The sequence below is a fragment of the Sphingomonas sp. 35-24ZXX genome, from assembly GCF_000786215.1.
In the GTDB taxonomy this organism is placed as follows: domain Bacteria; phylum Pseudomonadota; class Alphaproteobacteria; order Sphingomonadales; family Sphingomonadaceae; genus Blastomonas.
The window spans coordinates 38,780-59,693 of the sequence record NZ_JROG01000010.1 but is presented as its reverse complement, the minus strand read 5'-3'; the positions used below and the strand labels follow the sequence as shown (position 1 = coordinate 59,693).

The 20,914-nt window shown below is 65.4% G+C and carries 19 protein-coding genes; 6 read left to right on the top strand and 13 right to left on the bottom strand.

The features are described from left to right. The 8 genes from LI72_RS17595 to rimP form a co-directional block, all read right to left on the bottom strand. Complete coding sequence (locus tag LI72_RS17595; RefSeq protein WP_033927276.1) at positions 1–546, bottom strand: GNAT family N-acetyltransferase; 546 nt, start codon at positions 544–546, stop codon at positions 1–3. After that, complete coding sequence (locus tag LI72_RS17590; RefSeq protein WP_033927275.1) at positions 543–1,118, bottom strand: thymidine kinase; 576 nt, start codon at positions 1,116–1,118, stop codon at positions 543–545. The genes LI72_RS17595 and LI72_RS17590 overlap by 4 nt, the downstream gene beginning before the upstream one ends. Further along, the gene (locus LI72_RS20735; RefSeq protein ID WP_443018135.1) at positions 1,118–1,255 is read right to left on the bottom strand and encodes an AbrB/MazE/SpoVT family DNA-binding domain-containing protein; all 138 of its coding nucleotides are present in this window, start codon (positions 1,253–1,255) and stop codon (positions 1,118–1,120) included. The genes LI72_RS17590 and LI72_RS20735 overlap by 1 nt, the downstream gene beginning before the upstream one ends. Before the next feature lie 74 nt (positions 1,256–1,329). Beyond that, positions 1,330–1,731 carry a 30S ribosome-binding factor RbfA gene (gene rbfA / locus LI72_RS17580; RefSeq protein ID WP_033927273.1) on the bottom strand — a complete coding sequence of 134 codons (402 nt, stop codon included), beginning with the start codon at positions 1,729–1,731 and terminating at the stop codon, positions 1,330–1,332. A gap of 66 nt (positions 1,732–1,797) precedes the next feature. Then, on the bottom strand, positions 1,798–4,362 hold the full coding sequence (gene infB, locus LI72_RS17575) for a translation initiation factor IF-2 (protein WP_033927272.1): 2,565 nt from the start codon (positions 4,360–4,362) through the stop codon (positions 1,798–1,800). A 94-nt stretch (positions 4,363–4,456) separates the two neighbouring features. Continuing rightward, positions 4,457–5,164 carry a DUF448 domain-containing protein gene (locus LI72_RS17570; protein WP_033927271.1) on the bottom strand — a complete coding sequence of 236 codons (708 nt, stop codon included), beginning with the start codon at positions 5,162–5,164 and terminating at the stop codon, positions 4,457–4,459. After that, a complete protein-coding gene (gene nusA / locus LI72_RS17565) occupies positions 5,145–6,764 on the bottom strand; it encodes a transcription termination factor NusA (RefSeq protein ID WP_033927270.1) in 1,620 nt (539 codons plus the stop codon). The genes LI72_RS17570 and nusA overlap by 20 nt, the downstream gene beginning before the upstream one ends. Positions 6,765–6,766: 2 nt before the next feature. Beyond that, a complete protein-coding gene (gene rimP, locus LI72_RS17560; protein WP_033927269.1) occupies positions 6,767–7,345 on the bottom strand; it encodes a ribosome maturation protein RimP in 579 nt (192 codons plus the stop codon). 331 nt (positions 7,346–7,676) lie between these two features. On the opposite strand from rimP, the gene LI72_RS17555 reads away from it, so the two are divergent. The 3 genes from LI72_RS17555 (at position 7,677) to LI72_RS17545 (ending at position 10,014) form a co-directional block, all read left to right on the top strand. Continuing rightward, positions 7,677–8,348, top strand: a complete 672-nt coding sequence (locus LI72_RS17555) for a L,D-transpeptidase family protein (RefSeq protein WP_081985229.1) — start codon at positions 7,677–7,679, stop codon at positions 8,346–8,348. 49 nt (positions 8,349–8,397) lie between these two features. Continuing rightward, the gene (locus LI72_RS17550) at positions 8,398–9,579 is read left to right on the top strand and encodes an aspartyl/asparaginyl beta-hydroxylase domain-containing protein (RefSeq protein WP_052130202.1); all 1,182 of its coding nucleotides are present in this window, start codon (positions 8,398–8,400) and stop codon (positions 9,577–9,579) included. Between the two features lie 87 nt (positions 9,580–9,666). Beyond that, positions 9,667–10,014 (top strand): GntR family transcriptional regulator, encoded by a 348-nt coding sequence (locus LI72_RS17545; RefSeq protein ID WP_033927267.1) that lies wholly within the window; start codon positions 9,667–9,669, stop codon positions 10,012–10,014. A gap of 14 nt (positions 10,015–10,028) precedes the next feature. Here the strand turns inward: LI72_RS17545 and LI72_RS17540 are convergent, their stop codons facing one another. The 3 genes from LI72_RS17540 to LI72_RS17530 form a co-directional block, all read right to left on the bottom strand. After that, a complete protein-coding gene (locus LI72_RS17540; RefSeq protein ID WP_033927266.1) occupies positions 10,029–11,366 on the bottom strand; it encodes a dicarboxylate/amino acid:cation symporter in 1,338 nt (445 codons plus the stop codon). Positions 11,367–11,434: 68 nt separating this feature from the next. Beyond that, positions 11,435–13,219, bottom strand: a complete 1,785-nt coding sequence (locus LI72_RS17535; RefSeq protein ID WP_052130198.1) for a DUF885 domain-containing protein — start codon at positions 13,217–13,219, stop codon at positions 11,435–11,437. Positions 13,220–13,248: 29 nt separating this feature from the next. Continuing rightward, complete coding sequence (locus LI72_RS17530; protein WP_052130192.1) at positions 13,249–15,636, bottom strand: glycoside hydrolase family 127 protein; 2,388 nt, start codon at positions 15,634–15,636, stop codon at positions 13,249–13,251. 73 nt (positions 15,637–15,709) lie between these two features. On the opposite strand from LI72_RS17530, the gene LI72_RS17525 reads away from it, so the two are divergent. Continuing rightward, positions 15,710–16,741 (top strand): Ldh family oxidoreductase, encoded by a 1,032-nt coding sequence (locus LI72_RS17525; protein ID WP_033927265.1) that lies wholly within the window; start codon positions 15,710–15,712, stop codon positions 16,739–16,741. A gap of 109 nt (positions 16,742–16,850) precedes the next feature. Beyond that, a complete protein-coding gene (locus LI72_RS17520) occupies positions 16,851–17,441 on the top strand; it encodes a thiamine biosynthesis protein ThiC (RefSeq protein WP_156139689.1) in 591 nt (196 codons plus the stop codon). A gap of 33 nt (positions 17,442–17,474) precedes the next feature. Here the strand turns inward: LI72_RS17520 and LI72_RS17515 are convergent, their stop codons facing one another. After that, a complete protein-coding gene (locus tag LI72_RS17515; protein ID WP_033927263.1) occupies positions 17,475–18,671 on the bottom strand; it encodes a M24 family metallopeptidase in 1,197 nt (398 codons plus the stop codon). Continuing rightward, positions 18,668–19,936 carry an NAD(P)/FAD-dependent oxidoreductase gene (locus LI72_RS17510; RefSeq protein ID WP_033927262.1) on the bottom strand — a complete coding sequence of 423 codons (1,269 nt, stop codon included), beginning with the start codon at positions 19,934–19,936 and terminating at the stop codon, positions 18,668–18,670. Before LI72_RS17510 ends, LI72_RS17515 begins: the two co-directional genes overlap by 4 nt. Positions 19,937–19,992: 56 nt before the next feature. On the opposite strand from LI72_RS17510, the gene LI72_RS17505 reads away from it, so the two are divergent. Beyond that, entirely contained in the window at positions 19,993–20,907 is a 915-nt protein-coding gene (locus LI72_RS17505) for a dihydrodipicolinate synthase family protein (protein WP_033927261.1), read from the top strand. Positions 20,908–20,914 lie beyond the last annotated feature (7 nt).

Here is a 20,914-nt window from a genome sequence, read left to right as displayed (position 1 = left end):
TCAGGAGGGGGTGGGGGACCGATCGTCACGCAACAGGCCGAACACGCAGGTATCGCGGACATAGCCGGTCCAGGTGATGCGGTTGCGGCGCAGCGTGCCTTCGTGCACCGCGCCCAGCTTGAGCACCGCAGCCTGGCTGCGCAGATTGCGCGAATCGACGCGAAATTCGATCCGGGTGAAGCCGCAGGCGAAGGCATGGGCGATCATCAGCCGCTTCATGCGCGTGTTGACCCCGGCGCTGCCGCGCGCGGTGGGCTCGATATAGCTGCCACCGATCTCGACCACATGGTTGCGCTCGTCGGGGTTGATGTAGCTCGTCATCCCGACCAGCACGTCGCGGTGCAGCACCGCAAAGCGCACCCAGTTGGTGGTGGCGTGGAAGTCTTCCATCGCGCGGTCGAAATGCTCGCCCAGCATCGAGACCGGATAGATTTCCCAGATATCGGTATCGCGCGCACACGCAGCGCGCAGCGGTTCGATGTGATGGTCGGCCAGCGGCTCGAGCCTGACATCACCATCGACCAGAACGGTGCGCAGATCGCTCATGCCATCCGCGCCATGAAATGCTTGCGGCACAAGGCGATATACCGGTCATTGCCGCCGATCTCGGTCTGCGCGCCGGTCTTCACCGCCTGGCCGCTGGCATCGACGCGCAGGTTCATCGTCGCCTTGGCGCCACATTCGCACACCGCCTTCAGCTCGACGAGATGGTCGGCGATGGCGAGCAGCTGCGCGCTGCCTGGGAACAGCTCGGCCTGGAAATCGGTGCGCAGGCCATAGCACAGCACCGGAATCTTGAGCTCGTCGCAGATGCGCGCGCACTGGAACACCTGTGCCTTGGTGAGGAACTGGGCTTCATCGACCAGCACGCAATCGAGCGGAGCAGATGCAAGGTCGAGCGCCACCGCGGCAAAGATGTCGGTGTCGCTCTCGAACAGATGCGCGGGCGCCTGCAAGCCGATGCGCGAGGTGATCTGCCCGGTGCCGAACCGGTCGTCATGCGCCGCCGTCCACAGCATCGCGCGCATCCCGCGCTCGGCATAGTTGAACGCCGCCTGCAGCAGCGTGGACGATTTGCCCGCGTTCATCGAGGCATAGTAGAAATAGAGCTTGGCCATCAGGGTTTGGCGCTCTCACCAACCGTCATGGCGAGAGAGCCATCGGGCTGTGGTTCAAACCTTGCGGCCTCACCGCCACGGATGCCAAGGCTTTTGCGAATGGCGGCGGGAATCGTGACACGGCCGCGAGTCGACATCCTGACCTGGTAAACCTTGTCCGTCATCGCAACCCCCCGCCAGATAGCCCGCAACGGTCACCAAAATAGCGGACTCAATCGTCCTTGCCCAGATCCTGCGCCACCTTGGGCGCGCTCAGCAGCTTGTCGATATGGCTTCCGGTATCGAAGCTGTCATCGGCGAGGAACTTGAGTTTCGCGGCATATTTGGTGCGGACGCGCGAGGCGACCTCCTTCTGGAAGAAGGCGGTATTGGTGCGCAGCGCTTTGAGCACCACCTCCTCGTCCTTGCCGAGCAGCGGTTTGACGAAGACAGTGGCGTGCCGCAGGTCGGGGGACATGCGCACTTCGGTGACCGACACGGTGATGGAGGTCAGCACGTCGTCGTGCACCTCGCCGCGCGCGAGCAGGTCCGACAGCACGTGGCGCACCTGTTCACCCACGCGCAGAACGCGGACCGATCGCCCTTCGGGGCTGGTATCGTTATGCTTGGCCATAATGTCCTTTCACGACACCCCGCCGCCTGCGATCCGGACGGATCATCAGGCGGCGGAGGTCACGAATTACAGGGTGCGGTCGCGCATTTCGACGTCGAACGTCTCGAGGATATCGCCCGGCTTGATGTCGTTCGTATCCTGCAGCACCACGCCGCATTCCAGACCTGCGCGCACTTCGGCAACATCGTCCTTGAAGCGACGGAGCGAGGCGATGACCGTCTTGCTGACGATGACATCGTCGCGCGTGATGCGGGCATAAAGCCCCTTGCGCATGATGCCGTCGGTAACCAGCAGACCGGCCGCCTTATCCTTCTTGCCCGCGGGGAAGATTTCCTTGATCTCCGCACGGCCGACGATGGTTTCGATACGCTCTGGGCCAAGGACCCCTGCCATCTCGCCGCGAATATCGTCGAGCAGGTCATAGATGACGTCGAAATACTTGAACCGAACGCCATCACGCGTCGCCAGCGCCCGTGCCTGCGCGTTGGCGCGGACATTGAAGCCGATGATCGGCGCGTTCGAGGCCTTGGCCAGCGTCACGTCGGACTCGGTGATGGCACCCACGCCAGCGTGCAGCACGCGGGCCTTGATGTCGTCGGTCGAGATCTTGTTGAGCGCGGTAACAATCGCTTCGACCGAACCCTGCACGTCGCCCTTGACCAGCACCGGATATTCCTTGGCACGGTTGGCGGCGAGCGAGGAGAACATCGTGTCGATATTCGCCGGTGCCATCGTCGTGCGCTTTTCGAGCGCCTTCTGGCGGCGGTAATCGGCGACTTCACGCGCACGCTGTTCGTTCTCGACCACGGTCAGCTTGTCGCCCGCAGACGGCACGCCGGTCAGGCCCAGAACTTCGACCGGTTCCGACGGACCGGCAGAATTGACCTGCTTGCCCTTGTCGTTGATCAGCGCACGGACCTTGCCCGACTGTTCGCCGACGACGAAGATGTCACCCTTCTTGAGCGTTCCGCGCTGCACCAGAACGGTGGCCACGGGGCCGCGGCCCTTGTCCAGCTTGGCCTCGATGACGACGGCTTCGGCCGCGCGATCGGGGTTGGCCTTCAGTTCGAGCAGTTCGGCCTGCAGCAGGATCTTGTCGACCAGCCCTTCAAGGTTGATCTTCTTGAGCGCGGAAACTTCCACATCCTGCACTTCACCCGACATCGCTTCCACGATGACCTCGTGCTCGAGCAGGCGTTCGCGGATCTTCTGCGGGTTGGCACCGTCCTTGTCGACCTTGTTGATCGCCACGATCATCGGCACGCCGGCCGCCTTGGTGTGGTTGATCGCCTCGATCGTCTGCGGCATCAGGCCGTCATCGGCCGCCACCACCAGGATGACGATATCGGTGACGTTGGCACCGCGGGCGCGCATCTCGGAGAAGGCCGAGTGGCCCGGGGTGTCGAGGAAGGTGATCTTGTCGCCCGAGGCAACCTGCACCTGATAGGCGCCGATATGCTGGGTGATGCCGCCCGCTTCGCCAGCGACCACATCGGTGCCGCGCAGGGCATCGAGCAGGCTGGTCTTGCCGTGATCGACATGGCCCATGATGGTGACGACCGGCGCACGCGGCGACAGCGTCTCATCGGCATCGACATCGGCGTCATGATCGATTTCCACGTCGGAATCGGACACGCGCGTGATCTTGTGGCCGAATTCCTCGACCAGCAGTTCGGCGGTGTCCTGATCGATCGCCTCGTTGATGGTAACCATCATGCCCAGCTTGAACAGCGACTTGACCAGATCCGAACCCTTTTCCGCCATGCGGTTGGCAAGTTCCTGGATGGTGATCACTTCGGGCACGACGACGTCGCGGACCTGCTTGGGCTGCGCATCGCGGCTCTGGCCCGACATGTGCAGGCGACGTTCCTTGTCGCGCGCGCGCTTGAGCGCGGCGAGGCTGCGTGCACGGGCACCGCCATCGCCTTCGTTCAGCGCCTTGCTGACGGTCAGCTTGCCCGACTGGCGACGGTTGTCGACCACCTTGGCACCGGCCGTCTTCTTCGGCTTGATTTCAGGGCGCGGGGCAGGGGCCACCGGCGTGAAGCGACGCGGTGGCGGCGCAGCGCGGGCTTCCTCGGCGGCGGGCTTGGCCTGCTGCTCGGTTGCAGCTGCAGCAGGTGCCGGCGCGCTGGCTTCGGTCGCGACGGGCGCGTCCGGTGCGGGCTCGGGCGATGCGGCGGGAGCTTCGGCCGGGGCCGGTGCTTCGGCAGCCTTGCGCTGCTCTTCGGCGCGAAGACGGGCTTCCTCGGCAGCGCGCTGCTTTTCCTCGGTCTCGCGGCGACGGGCCTCTTCCAGCGACGACAGGCGTGCTTCTTCGGCTTCGCGCAGCAGGCGTTCCTGCAGCTCGCGACGGCTCGCCATCGTGGTCGGCTGCGGGCGAGGGGCGGGCGGCGGCGGCGGCGGTGCTGCCTCAGGGGCGGGCGTCGGGGCCGGAGCGGGTGCGGGGGCAGGCGCGGCAACGGGCGCTTCGCCCGGCTTGCCGACGAGCTTGCGGCGCTTCACTTCGACCACAACCTTGTTGGTGCGGCCATGGCTGAACGTCTGCTTGACTTCGCCTGCCTCGACAGAACGCTTCAGCCCCAGAGGCTTGCGACCCAGCGTCGGCTTGTTTTCGGTATCTTCACTCATCGAACAGACTCAATCCTCAATAAATACGTCACGTCAGGCGATGTGCTGGCACATCACCGGTCCGCGTGGGGCGATCCACGCACGCCAATGCGCGCTAGATCGTCATGCGGGGGGCAGGTTCAGCCCCCTCCCCTTTGAAATGCAGCAATCGGCCAAGAAACTGGTCAATGCGCGCGGCGGCGCGATGATCGGTCAGCGCAACATGTACCGCGTTGTCGCGCCCCAATGCCACAGACAGGCGGGTGCGGTCTACAGGCAATACTATGCCGCGATTGCCGCTGCCTTCGGTTTCACTTCCCACGCGCCAGGCTTGGTCAAGCTTGCCATTGCCATCGGCAGAAGCGTCGCTCGCATGCAGTAGCATCTCGACCTTGCCGCGCCGCGCCGTCTCGGCGATCCGGTCTGACCCGGTCAGCAGCGTGCCCGACCGTGCTTCCAGCCCCAGCCGGTCGAGCAATGCGCGGGTCAGCGCTTCCTCGATGGCTGCTGGCAGATCGTCGGGAATGGTGACCGGGCCGGTCTTGAACGCGCGGGCGAGCGCGCCCTTGAGTTTCCCCTTGGCGATCGCCTCTTCCAGTTGAGCACGATTGACCCCGATCCACGCGCCGCGCCCGGGCGCCTTGGCGCGCACGTCGGGGGCGACAACGCCATCGGGGCTGATGGCGAGGCGGATCAGATGCGCACGCTCGTCCCGCTCGCCGCTGAGGATACAGCGGCGAATGGGACCTTCTGCGGTGTCGGCAGAGGGGGTAGGCGCGTCGGCTGCTAGATCAGCAACCGTGTCATTGGGAAGTTTCCGCATTCGCGTCCTCCCCAACCGTGTCTTCATCCTCGAACCAGTGCGCGCGGGCCGCCATGATGATCTCGTTGCCCTGCTCTTCGTTCAGGCCATAGGTCGCCAGAACGCCGCCCTTGTCTTCGGGACGCTTGTTCGACGGCGCCGAATTGTCGCGGCGACGCTGTTCGACGCGCTTCTTGGCGATCAGCTCGTCGGTGGCGAGGTCGGCCAGATCGTCGAGCGTCTTGATGCCCGCCTTGCCCAGCGTCACCAGCATCGCTTCGGTGAGATGCGGCAGTTCGGCCAGCGCATCTTCGACGCCCAGGCCGCGACGTTCCTCGCGCGAAGCTTCCTCGCGGCGGTCGAGCGCTTCCTGCGCGCGGTTCTGCAGCTCGGCGGCGAGTTCCTCGTCAAAGCCTTCGATGCTCGAAAGCTCGTCGGGCGAGACGTAAGCCACTTCCTCCAGCTCGCTGAAGCCTTCGGCAACCAGCAGCTGCGAGAGCGTTTCATCGACGTCGAGCTCGTTCTGGAACAGCTCGGAACGCTCGGTGAATTCCTTCTGGCGCTTCTCGCTCGATTCGGCCTCGGTCATGATGTCGATGGCAGAACCGGTCAGCTGGCTGGCCAGACGCACGTTCTGGCCGCGACGGCCGATCGCCAGCGACAGCTGATCGTCGGGAACGACGACTTCGATGCGGCTTTCTTCTTCGTCGATCACCACGCGGCTGACCGTTGCAGGCTGCAGCGCGTTGACCACGAAGGTTGCGGTGTCTTCCGACCAGGGGATGATGTCGATCTTCTCGCCCTGCATTTCCTGCACGACGGCCTGCACGCGGCTGCCCTTCATGCCGACGCAGGCACCAACCGGATCGATGCTGCTGTCATAGCTGATCACGCCGATCTTGGCGCGGCTACCCGGATCGCGCGCAGCGGCCTTGATCTGGATGATGCCGTCGTAGATTTCCGGCACTTCCAGTTCGAACAGCTTGCGCATGAAATCGGGGTGCGCACGGCTGAGGAAGATCTGGGGCCCGCGGTTCTCGCGGCGGACATTGAGGATGATCGCGCGGATGCGGTCACCGACGCGGGCAACTTCGCGCGGGATCTGCTGTTCGCGGCGGATCACGCCTTCGGCGCGGCCCAGGTTGACGATGACATGGCCAAACTCAACCGACTTGACGACGCCGGTGATGATCTCGCCCACGCGGTCCTTGAACTCTTCATGCTGGCGCTCGCGCTCGGCATCGCGAACCTTTTGGAAGATCACCTGCTTGGCGGCCTGCGCATCGATGCGGCCCAGATCAACAGCGGGAAGCGGATCGACGATGAAGTCGCCGACCACGGCACCTGCCTGCAGCTTCTGCGCGGCCTTGACGTCGACCTGCTTGAAATAATCCTCGACCGTCTCGACCACCTCGACGACGCGCCACAGGCGAAGATCGCCGCTGTTGGCGTCCAGCTTGGCGCGAATGTCGTTTTCCGCGCCGTAGCGGGCACGGGCCGCGCGCTGGATCGCCTCTTCCATCGCTTCGAGAACGATGGACTTGTCGATCATCTTTTCGGTCGCCACCGAGTTGGCGATGGCGAGAAGTTCAGCCTTGTTGGCGGAAATGGCGCTGGCCATGGTCAGTCTTCCTGTTCTTCGAGAGCGTCAATTTCTGGGGTTTCGTCGAATTCTTCGATGTCATCCGCGCCGCTGGTATCGAGCGGGCGGGTGGCGGCAATCAGCTTGTTGGTGAGCATCAGCTTGGCACTGATCACATTGGAATGGGGCACAGTGACCGCGCCAGTCTTCTTGTCCTGCACGGTGATCTGATCGCCTTCGAGCGACAGCAGGTCGCCGGTCAGCTGCTTGCGGCCCTGCGCGGGTTCGTGCAGCACCAGCCGGGCTTCATGCCCCAGCCAGTTGCCGAAATCCTTGAGCCGGGTCAGCGGGCGGTCGATGCCGGGCGAGCTGACTTCGAGCCGGTACGATCCGGGCACCGGATCCTTGCCGGCTTCCTCCAGCGCGTCGAACACTTCGGAGATGCGCCGCGACAGGCTGGCGCAATCGTCGATGTTGAGCTGGCCGGTGTCGGGCCGCTCGGCCATGATCTGCAGCGTCCGCTCATCGCCCGCGCCGAAAAGGTGCACGCGCACGAGATCAAAGCCGAGCGCATTGGCTTCGGGTTCGACAAGGGCAGACACGGCGGCAAGGTCAGTCAACAGCGGGCTTTCCGGATAAACAGGTCTCGTGGCGAAATGGCGGCAAAAGCGTTTCGGTGCCGGCCCCTGTTGGCGCCAGCCCGTCAAGCTTCAACAACCATGTCGGGATGGCCTGCATATAGGCGCATGGCCGGCGATACGCAAGCCATATGTGCCGTGCCCGCCGCGCCTCGGTGGCGGTAACCACGGCCGTTAACATGGGTGTCGGGCACCGTCCCGCCCGGGGACGGGCCCAATGCGGTGCTGGCGATTCGCGCGCGGAATGGTTAGCATTTCGTCAATGCCGCGGTGTTGCGGTGACGGACAGGCCAAAAGCGGGAGCGATGGAATCATGAAAAGGCCCAGTGCAAGGCAGATCACCGGCGGCGGTATCCTTGCCGGCATCGGTCTTCTGGTCACCGCCATGCTGACCAGCGCGCCCGGCGATGCCGCCATCCAGTCGTCTGCCCGCCAGGCCTTGCCCGGATCGCAGGCCACGGCCGAAGCGACGCCAGTGCAGACCATCGCGGCGTCGCAGATCACCACGCCCCAGCAGGCGGGCTATGCCATCAAGAGCGTCATGACCATCGATGGTCCGCTGGGGCATGGCAATTACTACTGGGACGAAAGCCGCGCCCCTGCCGAGGGTCCGCTGCTGATCACCGTCGATCTGGAAGCGCAGACGCTGTCGGTCTTTCGCGACGGGCACGAGATTGGCGTGGCGGTGATTCTCTATGGCACGCCGGAAAAGCCGACCCCGCTGGGCGCTTTCCCGATCACCCAGAAGGATGCCGATCACGTCTCCAACCTGTATGACGCGCCGATGCCGTACATGATGCGGCTGACCAACGATGGCGTTGCCATCCACGGCAGCGATGTCGAATGGGGCTATGGTACGCGCGGCTGCATCGGCGTGCCGACCGCCTTTGCCAAGATGCTGTTTGAACAGGTGAAGCTGGGCGACACCGTGATCATCACCAACGGCCAGCGCATCAATGTGGGCGACGCGGTTTCGGGCGTCTGACGCCGCGCATCTGCTGGCCATTCGCTTCATCGCTGGCTAGACACGGTCCATGGATCGTCAACAGGCCGACATATTGACCCGCCAGGGGGTGGACGCCCTGCGCAACGGCGATGCCATGCAGGCCCGCGCGCTGTTCGGCGCGATTGCCGACACCCCGCCGCCGGGCAGCCCGCCGCCCTGGTTTCTGCTGGCCCAAGCGTGCCAGGCGCTGGGCGATCTGGCCGGGCAGGACCACGCGCTGGCCCGGCTGCTGGCCGACGAGCCCCGCCATCTGGGCGGATTGCTGCTGATGGCCGGGTGCAAGGCCGCGCAGGGCGATTCGCGCGCCGCCTCTTCCTTCTACACCACCGCGCTGGCGGTGGCCGATCATGCAGGGCCAGCACAGGTTCCGCCGGGGCTGGTGCCGCTGCTGCAGCAGGCCCAGCACTATCTCGCCCAAGCCAAGGACGAATATGCCGCGTTTCTGACCAGCACCCTGGCGGGGCAGGGCATCACAGCGGCCAGCGTCTCGCCGCGCGTCGACATGGCGCTCGACCTGTTGCTGGGGCGCAGGCAGCTGTACGTGCAGGAGCCGACGAGCTTCTATTTCCCCGGCCTGCCGCAGCGGCAATTCTACGAGGCGCAGGAGTTCGACTGGGCCGAGGAATTCGAGGCGGCCGCCAGCGCCATGCGCGCCGAGCTGGAAGACCTGCTGGATCGCCAGCCGGGCGATTTTGCGCCCTATGTCCAGACCAGGCCCGATCGCCCCGCTGCCGCCAACCACCTGCGCGACGACCCCAGCTGGGGCGCGCATTATCTGTGGGAGCAGGGCATGGTCGTGGCCGATCATGCGGCGCTGGCGCCTGTGACGATGCGCGCGCTGCAACGCCCGCCGATACCGGTGATCACCGATCGCTCGCCGATGGCGCTCTATTCGCTGCTGCGCCCGGGCACGCATATCAAGCCGCACAACGGCATGCTCAACACCCGGCTGATCTGCCACCTGCCGCTGATCACCAATCCCGATTGCGCCATCCGCGTGGGTAACGAGACGCGGCAGTGGCAGCAGGGCAAGCTGCTGATCTTCGACGACAGCATCGAGCACGAGGCGTGGAACCGCGGCCAGGCGACCCGTATCATCCTGTTGTTCGAGATCTGGCGGCCCGAGATTTCGCTTGACGAGCGCGCCGCGCTGACCGCGATCTTCGAGGCGATCACCGCGTATGGCGGGCTGCCGCGCGACCAGGGCTAGCGATGCTGCTGCGCAGGGCGTGCTGCGCAGCATCGGCAGGGTAAATGCGCTTGACCTGACACGCTGTATTATGGCAGTGAAGCAGTGATGGCAGACAACAGCAAACCCGTTTATCTCAGGCTGCGCGATATCATCGCAGCCTCGATCCTGGATGGCATCTATGCCGAAGGCGACATGCTGCCTTCGGTCCGGGCGTTTGCTGCCGAGCAACAGGCCAATCCGCTGACCGTCGCCAAGGCGTACCAGATGTTCCAGGATCAGGGTCTGGTCGAGGTCCAGCGCGGGGTCGGCATGTATGTCGCATCGGGCGCGGTCGACAAGCTGCGCAACATGGAGCGCGAAGATTTCCTCAAGCATGTCTGGCCGCCGGTGCTGCGCCAGATGCAGCGCATCGGGCTGTCGCCGGCAACGCTGCTCGCCGACGAAAAGGCCTGAGCGCTCCGGCCCCCTCAGGGGTCGACCGCGTCTTCCGGCAAATCCTCGACGCGCGGCAGCCGATCGGCGAGCGCCAGATCGAACTGCTCCTTGTCCAGCCGGCCTTCCCATTTCGAGACCACCACCGTGGCAACCGCGTTGCCGATGAAGTTGGTGAGGCTGCGGCATTCGGACATGAACCGGTCGATGCCCAGGATCAGCGCCATCCCCGCGACCGGCACCGACGGCACGATCGATAGCGTCGCTGCCAGCGTGATGAAGCCCGCACCGGTGACGCCGGCGGCGCCTTTGGACGAGATCATCGCCACGCCCAGCAACAGCAGCTGCTCGCCCAAGGTCAGATCGACGTTGCACGCCTGCGCGATGAACAGGGCTGCCAGCGTCATGTAGATATTGGTGCCATCTAGGTTGAAACTGTAGCCGGTGGGCACGACCAGGCCGACCACGGTCTTGGGGCAGCCGGCGCGTTCCATCTTCTCGATCAGCGAGGGAAGCGCGCTTTCGGATGACGAGGTGCCCAGCACCAGCAGCAGTTCGGCGCGCAGATAGGCGATGAGCTTGAGGATCGAAAAGCCGCAGGCCCAGGCAACGGTGCCCAGCACCACCAGCACGAACAGCAGCGAGGTGAGGTAGAAGGTCGCGACCAAAGCCGCGAGATTGGCGAGCGTGCCGATGCCATATTCGCCGATGGTGAACGCCATTGCGCCGAACGCGCCGACAGGGGCGACCTTCATCACGATGCCCACCAGCTTGAAGAATGCGATCGAGGCATCTTCGAGCAGATCGAACAGCTTCTTGCCCTTGTCGCCGATCATCGCGAGCGCAATGCCGAACAGGATCGAGACGAACAGCACCTGCAGCAGATTGCCGCTGCTGAGCGCCGCAAGGAAGGTGTCGGGGACGATCGCGGTCAGAAAGCCGGTGATCGAGCTGTCCTGCGCCTTGGCGGTGAACTCGCCCACCTTGCTCGCGTCGAGCGTCGCCGGATCGATGTTCAGCCCGTCGCCCGGTCGCACGACATTGGCGACGATCAGGCCGACGATCAAAGCGAGCGTCGAAAAGGTCAGGAAATAGGCGAACGCCTTGCCCGCGACGCGGCCGACGCTGGCCAGATCGCGCATCCCGGCAATGCCGCTGACGATGGTAAGGAAGATCACCGGGGCGATCACCATCTTGACCAGCTTGATGAAGACATCGCCCAGGGGCTTCATCGCCGCGCCGGTTTCGGGCGCGAAATGGCCCAGCGCAACGCCTGCCACGATCGCGACCAGAACCTGGACATAGAGCTGCGCATACCAGCGGCGCGGCGGCTGGGTGGGCAGGGGCGTGGATGCAGCGTCGGAGATGATCATTGCCAGGGGCCTAACACCGTGACGGCCCTCCTCCAACGGTCTTGATCATGCGAGCAGATGCGGCGCACTCAATCCGCGGCAGCGGCTGCCGGCTGCGCATTGGGATTGGGCCCGCCCGCCGCGATCCAGGCGTCGAGTTCCTGCTCAAGCACCGGCAGCGGTACCGATCCCAGCGCCAGGAAGACGTCGTGGAACCAGCGCTGGTCGAATTTGGCCCCGAGTTTCGCTTCGGCTTCGGCGCGCTTGCGGCGGATCAGCATCTCGCCGATCTTGTAGGCCAGCGCCTGGCCGGGTTCGGAGATATAGCGGTCGATCTCGGTCGCGACCTCATGGTCGGCCAGCGCTGTATTGGATGCCAGATAGTCGATCGCCTGCTGGCGGCTCCAGCCATAATGGTGGATGCCGGTATCGATCACCAGCCGCGCCGCGCGCCACATCTCGTAGGTCAGTCGGCCGAAATCCTCATAGGGTGTCTCGTACACCCCCATGCCGATGCCCAGCCATTCGGTGTACAGGCCCCAGCCTTCGCCATAGCCGGAGAAATAGGTGGAGCGCCGGAAATCCGGCCGGTCGGGCCCCTCCATCGCCAGCGCCGCCTGAAAGCTGTGCCCCGGCATGCATTCGTGCACCGCCAGCGCGGGCAATGTGTAGAGCTTGCGCGCGGGCAGATTGTAGGTGTTGAACACGCAGCTATCCAGCCCGCCATTGCCGCCGGTGCCGAACGGCGCGATCGCCGCCGGGGTGGGCAGGATGGTGAAGCGATGGCGCGGCAGCAGGCCGATCGTCTCGCCGATCTTCCCGTTGACCTTGTTGATGATGTAGGTGGTCTTGGCGATCAGCTCATAGGGCGTCTTGGCGACGAACTGCTCGTCGGTCTTCATGAACGCCAGGAAGCCTGCGAAATCCCCCTTCCAGCCGGTCTGCCGCATGACCACTTCCATCTCGGCGCGGATGCGCGCGACCTCCTTGAGGCCGATCTGGTGGATCTGCTCGGCGGTCCAGTCATAGGTCACATATTCGCGGATGCGCTGCTGGTAATATTCCTTGCCATTGGGCAGCTGCTCGGCCGCGAGCGTTTCGCGTGCGCCGGGAATATACTCGTCGCGGATGAAGGGCAGCAGCCGGGCATAGGCCGGCGCGACCGCTTCCTCGATCGCCTTCCTGCCTTCTGCCCGCAGCGCCTCCTGCTCGGCGGGGGGGATGCTGGTGGGCATCTGCCGGAAGGCACCATAGAACGGATTGGCCTCGGCGTCGGGATTGGCGAAGGGCTCGATGGTCTTTTCGCGCCCGACAAGTGCCGCCCTGGGTGCGGTGAACCCGCGCGCCAGACCGGCGCGCATATTGGCGGTCTGTTCATCGAAATAGCGCGGAATGTCGCGCATCCGGGCGATGTAATTGCGGTATTCGGCGGCGTTGCGGAAGCCCGCGCGCGGAGCCAGCCGCGCCCAGAACGACGCGCCTGCCGCCATCGGGGCCTGATAATCCTGCGCCTTGCCGCGCGCGATGAAGCTTTCGATGCTGTGGCGGAAGACCGAGGCGTTGATCCTTTCCTCGGGTGACAGGCGATTGACATCGATGGTGTCGAGCGTTGCCAGCGTCTTTTGCCAATAGGCCAGGCGCCGCGCCTGGCTTTCGGGGTCGACCTTCGCTAGCCGGTCCGCTCCGGGGCCCCGGCTGCCGCCCTCGCCGATCGCCAGCTCCTGCTGCCGCCACTCCCATTCGCTGGTGTACAGCGCCTGCAGCGCCTGATCGGCGGTGTTGCCGACCTCTGCGGTCACCTGCGCTGTAGCGGTGGCACCCAGCGGTAGGACAGACAGCGCAAGCGCGGCGGCAAGAGCGGTTCTGGAAAGCATGGATGCGACCTTTCATGAGGGGGGAGGAATCACGTCGTGCTTGAGGCACCCTTGGGCGTGAAGATGCGCATGCCGAAGGTCGGCGCGGCGCGGGAGCGATCGTTGGACGGCTGAACCCGGACCACCACCGTCGCCTTGCCGCGCGTCAGTTCGGGCGGGATCGGGTAATCGACCGAGAAGAATTCGCCGGGGCGTTCGCCTTCCAGCCGCTGGGTGGCGATGCGCGTGCCGTCGACCAGAATGTCGAACAGCTTGTTGCGCTCTTCGCCCCAATAGGTTGCCTGCAGCATCAGCGGACCGGGGCGGACCTTGGCGGTCCACTCGAAATAGCCGTAATTGCGCGCATCCCGGCCGTGCCGCCCGCGATAGGTGACGGCATAGCTGTCCTTGGCTTTCAGGTCATGATCGCGCTCGGGCTGCATCTCGCCCAGATGCATCACATCGACCGATCGCGCGGCCAGATCGCGCTCCTCGGCTGCGGCGGCAGCCAGCGCGGCTTCCTCTGCGGTCCAGCCTGCGGGCGTGAAGCGCTTGAAATAGACCGCCGTGCGCCGGTGCCGCTGGCTGAAGAACGGCGCGAAGGCGAGGTCGGCGGGGCGGACATTGCCCTGGCTTCGATAGAGCGCTGCATCGGCATCGCGCGCGACAAAGCCGCTCAGCACATCGTCTGCCACCAAAGCCGGGGCCATGCCCTCGAACGGCTGATCGGCCGGGCCAAGGTCGGCCGCGAGCACCGTCGGCCCGCGCAGCAGCGCCACGGTGTCGGGGTCGTCGGGCGTCGCCTCGAGCCGCAACGCCATCGGCAGCGTCAGGTCGATCCGATCGCCAGCCTGCCAGTCGCGGCGGATGGCGATGTACCCGGCGCGCACCGGCGCGGGTACAGGCGTGCCGTTGATTGTTAGCGAGGGCGCGGTGCACCAGCCGGGGATGCGCACCGAGAGCGCGAACGCGCCCGGCTTTTCGATCGCGGAGAGGACGATGCCGACCTGCTCGCCGAACGGATAGGCGGTTTCCATCCGCAACACCGCGCCGCGCGTCGCCCAGCGTGCTTCGGACGGGATATAGAGGTTCGCGGTCAGCCCGCCATCCTGCTCCCACCAGATGCTCTCGCCATGCTTGGCGTGGCTCTCGATTCCCGATCCGACGCAGCACCACATGTCGTCGAACGGCTGCGAGAAGGTGCGGTGGCTGCCCGACATCAGCGGCACCATATAGGCGAACATGCCCGTTTCCGGGTCTTGGTGCGCCATGATGTGGTTGAGGTGCGCGCGCTCGTAATAATCGAACAACCGCGCCTCGGGCTGCCAGCCATACAGGTGGCGGGTCAGCTTGAGCATGTTGTAGGTGTTGCAGCTCTCGCAGGTCTGCTCGGTAATGTGCTTGGATACCGTCTGCGGCGCGGTGAAATATTCGCGGTCGGCATTGCCGCCGATGACATAGCTGTAATCGCGCGTTACCGTCTCCCAGAAGAAGCGCGCGGCGCGGGCATGGCCGGCATCGCCGGTGAGCTCGTGCAGCCGCGCCAGTCCGATCAGCTTGGGAATCTGCGTGTTGGCGTGGATCCAGGGCAGGGAATCCTGCTGCGATGCCAGCGGATCGAGCACCTTCCTGTGCCGCAGCCGTTCGGCCAGCCGCAGCCAGCGCGGATCGCCGGTGCGCGCATGCAGCTCGGCCATGCTCTCGTTGATGCCGCCATGCTCGCAATCGAGCACCTGCTGCACCTGTGCGTCGTTCAGCGCGGCGAACACGGTATCGATGTAGCCGGCCAGGCCCAGGGCGACGCTCAGCGCCTCGGTATTGCCGCACCATTGTTGCGCATCGAACAATCCGGCGAACAGCTTGTGCCAGTTGTACAGCGGCACCCAGCAGCCGTTGAGATCGAAGCCCAGCGAGCGGATGTCGCCCGCCCTGATCTCGGCGAACAGCAATTTGCCGTTTTCGACCACGTCGCCGCGCTTGCGAGTGAAGCCCGCGACATAGCCATCGCCATGCGCGCGCTGCACCTCGGCGAGCTCGCCGATGATATAGGCGGTGCGCGCCTTGCACTCCGCGTCACCGGTCTGCGCGTGCATCAGCGACAATGCCGTCAGATAATGACCCAGCATGTGGCCGGCGATGGTGTCGCTCTCCCACCCGCCATAGATCTCGCCCTTGGGCTCCAACCCGGCGAGCTTGCGGAAATTGTGCAGCAGCCGGTCGGGCTCGAGCGCCATCAGATAGCGCCGATTGGCTTCGACCGCGTCAAGATACAGCGAAGGCAGCAGCCGCACCTGATCCAGTGGCAGCGGGCGGGCAGTCGATACGGTCGCTGCAGAGCCCGGCGCGGCGCCTTGCAGCGGCCATTGCGATGCCAGCCCCACCAGTGCAGTGGTAGCCAGCAGGCTGCGGCGGCTGATCGTGGGCGGATGATGCGGCATGGCGATCCTTCTTCCTTCGTGCCCCAGTATATTATACAGTATACGATATGTCTATCGCAAATGGAGACCTGGAATGACGGGCAATGCCGATACGGATAGCATGGTCACGCTGTCGCTGGCAGAGGCGCAGAGCCTGTCGCAGCGGGTGCTCGAGCATCATGGCCTGTCTGCCGCCGATGCCGCGGCGGTCAGCCGCACCATCGTCGCGGGCCAACGCGACGATTGCCAGTCGCACGGGCTGTACCGGCTGCTGGTGTGCGCGCACACATTGCGTAGCGGCAAGGTGGTGACCGATGCGGTGCCCAATATCACCAGCCCCGCGCCCGCCGTGGTGCGGGCCGATGCGCGCGGCGGCTATGCCCAGCCCGCGTTCGAGGCGGCGTTGCCGCTGTTCGTCGACAAGGCCAGGACGCATGGCCTCGCGGCGATGGCGCTGACCGATTGCGTGCATTTTTCGGCGCTGTGGCCCGAGGTCGAGGCGGTGGTGGCGCACGGACTGGTGGTGCTTTGCTGCACCCCCAGCCATGCCTGGGTCGCGCCCGCCGGGGGAACGAAGCCCCTGTTCGGCACCAATCCGCTCGCCTTCGGCTGGCCGCGCCCCGGTGATACCCCGTTCGTGTTCGATTTCGCCACCAGCGGGGTGGCGCGCGGCGAGATTGAACTGCACAGACGCGCGGGCAAGACGCTGGGCGAGGGCTGGGCCATCGGCTCGGACGGCCAGCCGACCACCGACGCCGAGGCCGCGCTGGCTGGCGCGATGCTGACCTTTGGCGGGCACAAGGGATCAGCGCTGTCGCTGATGATCGAACTGATCGCGGGGCCGTTGATCGGCGACATGACCAGCGCCGAATCGATGGCGTTCGACGACGGTGCGGGCGCATCGCCACGCGGCGGCGTGCTGTTCCTCGCGCTCGACCCTGCAGGCTTTCTGGGTGCGGCCGCCGCCGAACATCTGCAGCGCGCCGAACAGCTGTTCGATGCCATCACCGGCATGGGCGCGCGTCTGCCCTCGCAGCGCCGCTATGCCGCGCGGGCGAGGACGGCGGTCGAGGGCATGAAGGTGCCCAAAGGCCTTTATGAAGATGTGCTGGCGCTGCTGAAATGAGCTGGGTGGGCAGAACTTGCGGGCAGCTGCAAAACACAGGCAAGCGTAACCTTGCGGGATGCCGCCACGTATCAGCCGTTCAAGCCCTCCTCAGGCAAAGGATCAATTGGTGAAAGCGATGGCAAATGGGACGGCGCGGCAGGTGGCTGCGCTGCTGGGCCAGATCGTGGTGACGCAGATCATCTATGTCGTGCTTTCGAACAGCGGGGCCGCGATCAATCGGCCACTGATCTGGTCGATCGAAGCGCTGGTCTTCATGGGCATGTCGGTCCTGGCCTTGACCGCTCTGAGCCGGGCAGAAGGTTCCGCGCTCGGCTGGGCCGCGATCGCGGTCAGCGGCATCCTCAACACGGTCCAGGTGGGCATGGGCCTTGCCATGTTCGGCCCTCTTTCAGAGGCGGGCGAGGCGCTGGCGCCAGCGTATCAGGCGGTCGTCGCGGGCGCCTTCTTCCTCTATTTTGCCGGCAAGCTGCTGTTCGGCCTGGCCGCGATCGCGTTTGGCGCGCCTTTGCTGCGCGCGAACGGCACTGCCAGAGCCTTGGGACTGGTGGCGATCATTGCAGGCGTGGCGGCGATGGGCGTCAACCTCGTTGGCATGGCAATGGGCATGGCCATGGTCTTTGCAGCAGGGGGAGCGGGAACCGCGGCCACCCTGATGCTTGCGATCGTGCTGACGATGCGGCCGTGCTTGCCGCGATAACCCATCAGAGGCTGCCAGAATGGCCGCGCCGTCTTACCCGAACGGTGCGTCGATCGCCACCTGCGGCTCGGTGAACCAGCGCGGGCCATCTTCGGCCATGTAGAAATGATCCTCCAGCCGGATGCCGAAGCGGTCGGGGATGACGATCATCGGTTCGTTGGAAAAGCACATGCCGGTGCCAAGCGGAGTCGTGTCGCCGCGCACCAGATAGGCGGGTTCGTGGATCGACAGGCCGATGCCGTGGCCGGTACGATGGGGCAGGCCGGGCAGCGCGTAATCGGGGCCGAGGCCTGCGGCTTCCAGCACATCGCGCGCGGCCTGATCGACACTTTCGCACGGCGCGCCGGGCCGGGCGGCGGCAAAGGCGGCGGCCTGCGCTGCCTTTTCGAGGTCCCAGATGCGGCGCTGCTCGTCATTCGCCTGCCCGAAGACGTAGCTGCGGGTGATGTCCGAATGATAGCCCTGCACGGTGGTGCCGGTGTCGATCAGCACCATGTCGCCCTCGCGCAGCTCCGGATCGCCGGGGACGCCGTGCGGAAAGGCGGTGCCGTGGCCGAACTGGACCATGCAGAAGGTGCTGCCCGCCCCACCGATCGCACGATGGGCCTGGTCGATGAAGCGGATCACCTCGCTCGCACAGATGCCCTCGCGCAGCGTCAGCGCGGCGCGGCGATGCACCTCCAGCGTCATCGACTTGGCCTGCTGCATCAAGGCGATCTCGGCAGGCGATTTGTGCATCCGGCATCCATCCACCGCCGCCGCGCCGCTGATCAGGCTGAGCCCGGGCGCGCTCTTGGCGATGCGATCGACGAACAGGAAGGGCAGCGCGGGATCGATCGCCAGCGTGCCCACGCCCCAGGCCCGGCACGCATCGGCGACCAAGGCGGTGGGCGATTCGTCCTCCTGCCAAAGTCGGAATTCCGCGGTGATCTGCATTTCTGCCGACAGCGAGCCGAGCTCGAAATAGGGTGCGATGATCAGCGGATCGCCGGTCACCGGGATCAGCATGGCAACCAGCCGCTCGGTCCCGCCCCAGGGGACACCGGCAAAATAGCGCAGGCTTGTGCCCGCGCCGATGATCAGCGCATCCGCGCCGCTGTCGCGGGTGAGCTTGCGCGCTTTTTCGATCCGCGCCAGCCGCTCGTCGAGGCTGATAGGCGCTGCGATCCGGTCCCAGGGGGTGATCGCTGCCAGCTGCTCGGCTGGGCTGGATCCGCCAATGCCGCTCATGTCATGTCTCCAAATCGGGCCGGGTCGAACGGCGCAAGGTTGATCGCGGGCGGGCTGCCGGCAGCCAGTGCTGCCACAGCCTCACCGGTTGCAGCGGCCAGCGTCAAGCCCAGATGCTGGTGGCCAAAGGCATAAAGCAGGTTGGGCGCGCGGCGGCTGCGGCCGATCGCCGGCAGATAATCGGGCAATGTCGGGCGCGCGCCGATCCAGGGTTCGCCGGGCAGATCGAACGGCAGGCCAAGCTCTGCGACATGATGGCGCAGGCGGTCCCATTTGGCCGGGTCGGGCGCAGCATCGCGCGCGGAAAATTCGACGAAGCTGGCCGCACGCAGTCCGCCGGCAAAGCGGGTGACGATCATCGACCGGTCCTCGAACGCCACCGGCGGCATGTCGTGCGGCCAGCAGCTCGCCGCCGACTGGATATGATAGCCGCGCTCGGCGATCAGCGGAATGCGCGCGCCCATCGGTCGCAGCAGATCAGCCGAGGCGGCCCCTGCGCACAGCACGATATGGTCGGCATCGTGCAGCACGCCATCGGCGCGGACCTGTGCTGTCTGGCCGGACAGATAAATGCCTTCGGCTGCTGCGTGGCGAATGATGCCGCCGCTGGCGACCAGCAGCGCGCGCAAGGCTTCGGCAAGTGCACCGAGGTCCGTGATCTGACCCGAACCACCAAAGCGGATCGCGCCTGCGATTTTGGCGCGGGGGGCCAGCTGCCCAATGGCGGCAAGCTCGCCCGGCGTGGCGTCGCGCACCGTGGCGGTACCGATATCGGTCGTCCGCCAGTGGGCCCGCCCCTTTGCGGCACTCGCCTCGCTTTCCCATGCGACAAAATGCCCGTCCTCGCGCAGTAGGTGGGTGGTCCCCGCCTGCTCGCACAATCTGCGCCACGCGGGCATGGCCTCTGCCAGCAGCGCCGAAAGCGCATGGGTTCCGGCTGCAAAGCGCGCAGGCGTGCTGGCGCCTAGCATCCGCCAGGCAAAGGGGCCCCAGGTCGCGATCTGCGCTGCCGGCAGTGCCAGCGCGCCGCGCGGAAACAGCTTGGCATAGGCGCCGCGGATGGTTGCCGGCGATGCCAGCGGCTGCACCTGTTCGATCGCCAGATGCCCGGCGTTGCCCCAGGATGCGCCTTTCGGCTTTTCCTGCGGCTCAAATAATGTCACAGCAATGCCAATTTTCTGAAGACGCACGGCAGCGCTCAGCCCCACAAGGCCGCCGCCGATCACCAGGGCGGTCTTTCCGGAAAGGACTTGATCGTTTTTCATCTTGCGGATGCAATCATATACTGTATACGATTTGGATCGCAACCGGAGATTTCTGCGTGACCACACCGAATACCAAGACGCTCTGGCAGGGTGTTTACCCCGCCGCCACGACCCAGTTCACCGAAAGCCTGGACATCGATCATGACGCGACCCAGCAGGTGCAGACCGCCCTGGTGGACGATGGCGTCGACGGCCTGATCATCCTGGGAACCTGCGGCGAGAACAACTCGCTCGAGGCGGACGAAAAGCTTGCCGTGCTCCAGGGTGCGGTCGAGGCCGTGGGCAATCGCGTGCCGCTGGTTGCCGGCGTATCCGAATTCACCACCAAGCGCGCCGTGGAATATGCTCGCCAGGCCGAAGCCATCGGCATTGATGCGCTGATGCTGCTGCCTGCCATGGTCTATGTCCCCACCGTTGAAGAGCTGTACACGCATTTCCGCACCGTGGCAGAGGCGACCAGCCTGCCGATCATGCTCTACAACAACCCGCCCGCCTATCGCGTCAATGTCGATTTCGACACGCTCGCCAGGCTGGAGGATGTTCCCAACATCGTCGCCGTCAAGGAAAGCGCGCCCGATCCGCGCCGATTCACCGACCTGTATAACCGCTTTGGCGATCGCTACACGCTGATGGCGGGCCTGGACGACGTCGCGCTCGAAGGGCTGATGCTGGGAGCATCGGGCTGGGTTTCGGGACTGACCAGCGCGTTCCCGCGTGAATCGGTGGCATTGCTCGCGGCACAGCGGCGCGGCGATTATGCCGAAGCCCTGCGCATCTACCGCTGGTTCATGCCGCTGCTGCATCTGGATGCGGAACACGACCTCGTCCAGTCGATCAAGCTGGCCGAACAGATCATGGGCCGGGGGTCCGAACGGGTGCGCATGCCACGCATGCCGCTGAGCGGAGCGCGCCGTGCCCAGGTGACCGCCTGGGTCGAACAGTGCGCCGCCACCCGGCCGCTGGCGGACTAACGGGGGG

Excerpts from the sequence above, each read along its gene's own strand:
- LI72_RS17530 (WP_052130192.1), bottom strand. The coding sequence starts at position 15,636 with ATGCCGCATCATCCGCCCACGATCAGCCGCCGCAGCCTGCTGGCTACC.
- LI72_RS20735 (WP_443018135.1), bottom strand. The coding sequence starts at position 1,255 with ATGTCGACTCGCGGCCGTGTCACGATTCCCGCCGCCATTCGCAAAAGC.
- LI72_RS17525 (WP_033927265.1), top strand. The coding sequence starts at position 15,710 with ATGACGGGCAATGCCGATACGGATAGCATGGTCACGCTGTCGCTGGCA.
- LI72_RS17515 (WP_033927263.1), bottom strand. The coding sequence starts at position 18,671 with ATGAGCGGCATTGGCGGATCCAGCCCAGCCGAGCAGCTGGCAGCGATC.
- LI72_RS17590 (WP_033927275.1), bottom strand. The coding sequence starts at position 1,118 with ATGGCCAAGCTCTATTTCTACTATGCCTCGATGAACGCGGGCAAATCG.
- LI72_RS17555 (WP_081985229.1), top strand. The coding sequence starts at position 7,677 with ATGAAAAGGCCCAGTGCAAGGCAGATCACCGGCGGCGGTATCCTTGCC.
- rbfA (WP_033927273.1), bottom strand. The coding sequence starts at position 1,731 with ATGGCCAAGCATAACGATACCAGCCCCGAAGGGCGATCGGTCCGCGTT.
- LI72_RS17595 (WP_033927276.1), bottom strand. The coding sequence starts at position 546 with ATGAGCGATCTGCGCACCGTTCTGGTCGATGGTGATGTCAGGCTCGAG.
- LI72_RS17545 (WP_033927267.1), top strand. The coding sequence starts at position 9,667 with ATGGCAGACAACAGCAAACCCGTTTATCTCAGGCTGCGCGATATCATC.
- LI72_RS17550 (WP_052130202.1), top strand. The coding sequence starts at position 8,398 with ATGGATCGTCAACAGGCCGACATATTGACCCGCCAGGGGGTGGACGCC.
- LI72_RS17540 (WP_033927266.1), bottom strand. The coding sequence starts at position 11,366 with ATGATCATCTCCGACGCTGCATCCACGCCCCTGCCCACCCAGCCGCCG.
- LI72_RS17535 (WP_052130198.1), bottom strand. The coding sequence starts at position 13,219 with ATGCTTTCCAGAACCGCTCTTGCCGCCGCGCTTGCGCTGTCTGTCCTA.
- LI72_RS17570 (WP_033927271.1), bottom strand. The coding sequence starts at position 5,164 with ATGCGGAAACTTCCCAATGACACGGTTGCTGATCTAGCAGCCGACGCG.
- infB (WP_033927272.1), bottom strand. The coding sequence starts at position 4,362 with ATGAGTGAAGATACCGAAAACAAGCCGACGCTGGGTCGCAAGCCTCTG.
- nusA (WP_033927270.1), bottom strand. The coding sequence starts at position 6,764 with ATGGCCAGCGCCATTTCCGCCAACAAGGCTGAACTTCTCGCCATCGCC.
- LI72_RS17510 (WP_033927262.1), bottom strand. The coding sequence starts at position 19,936 with ATGAAAAACGATCAAGTCCTTTCCGGAAAGACCGCCCTGGTGATCGGC.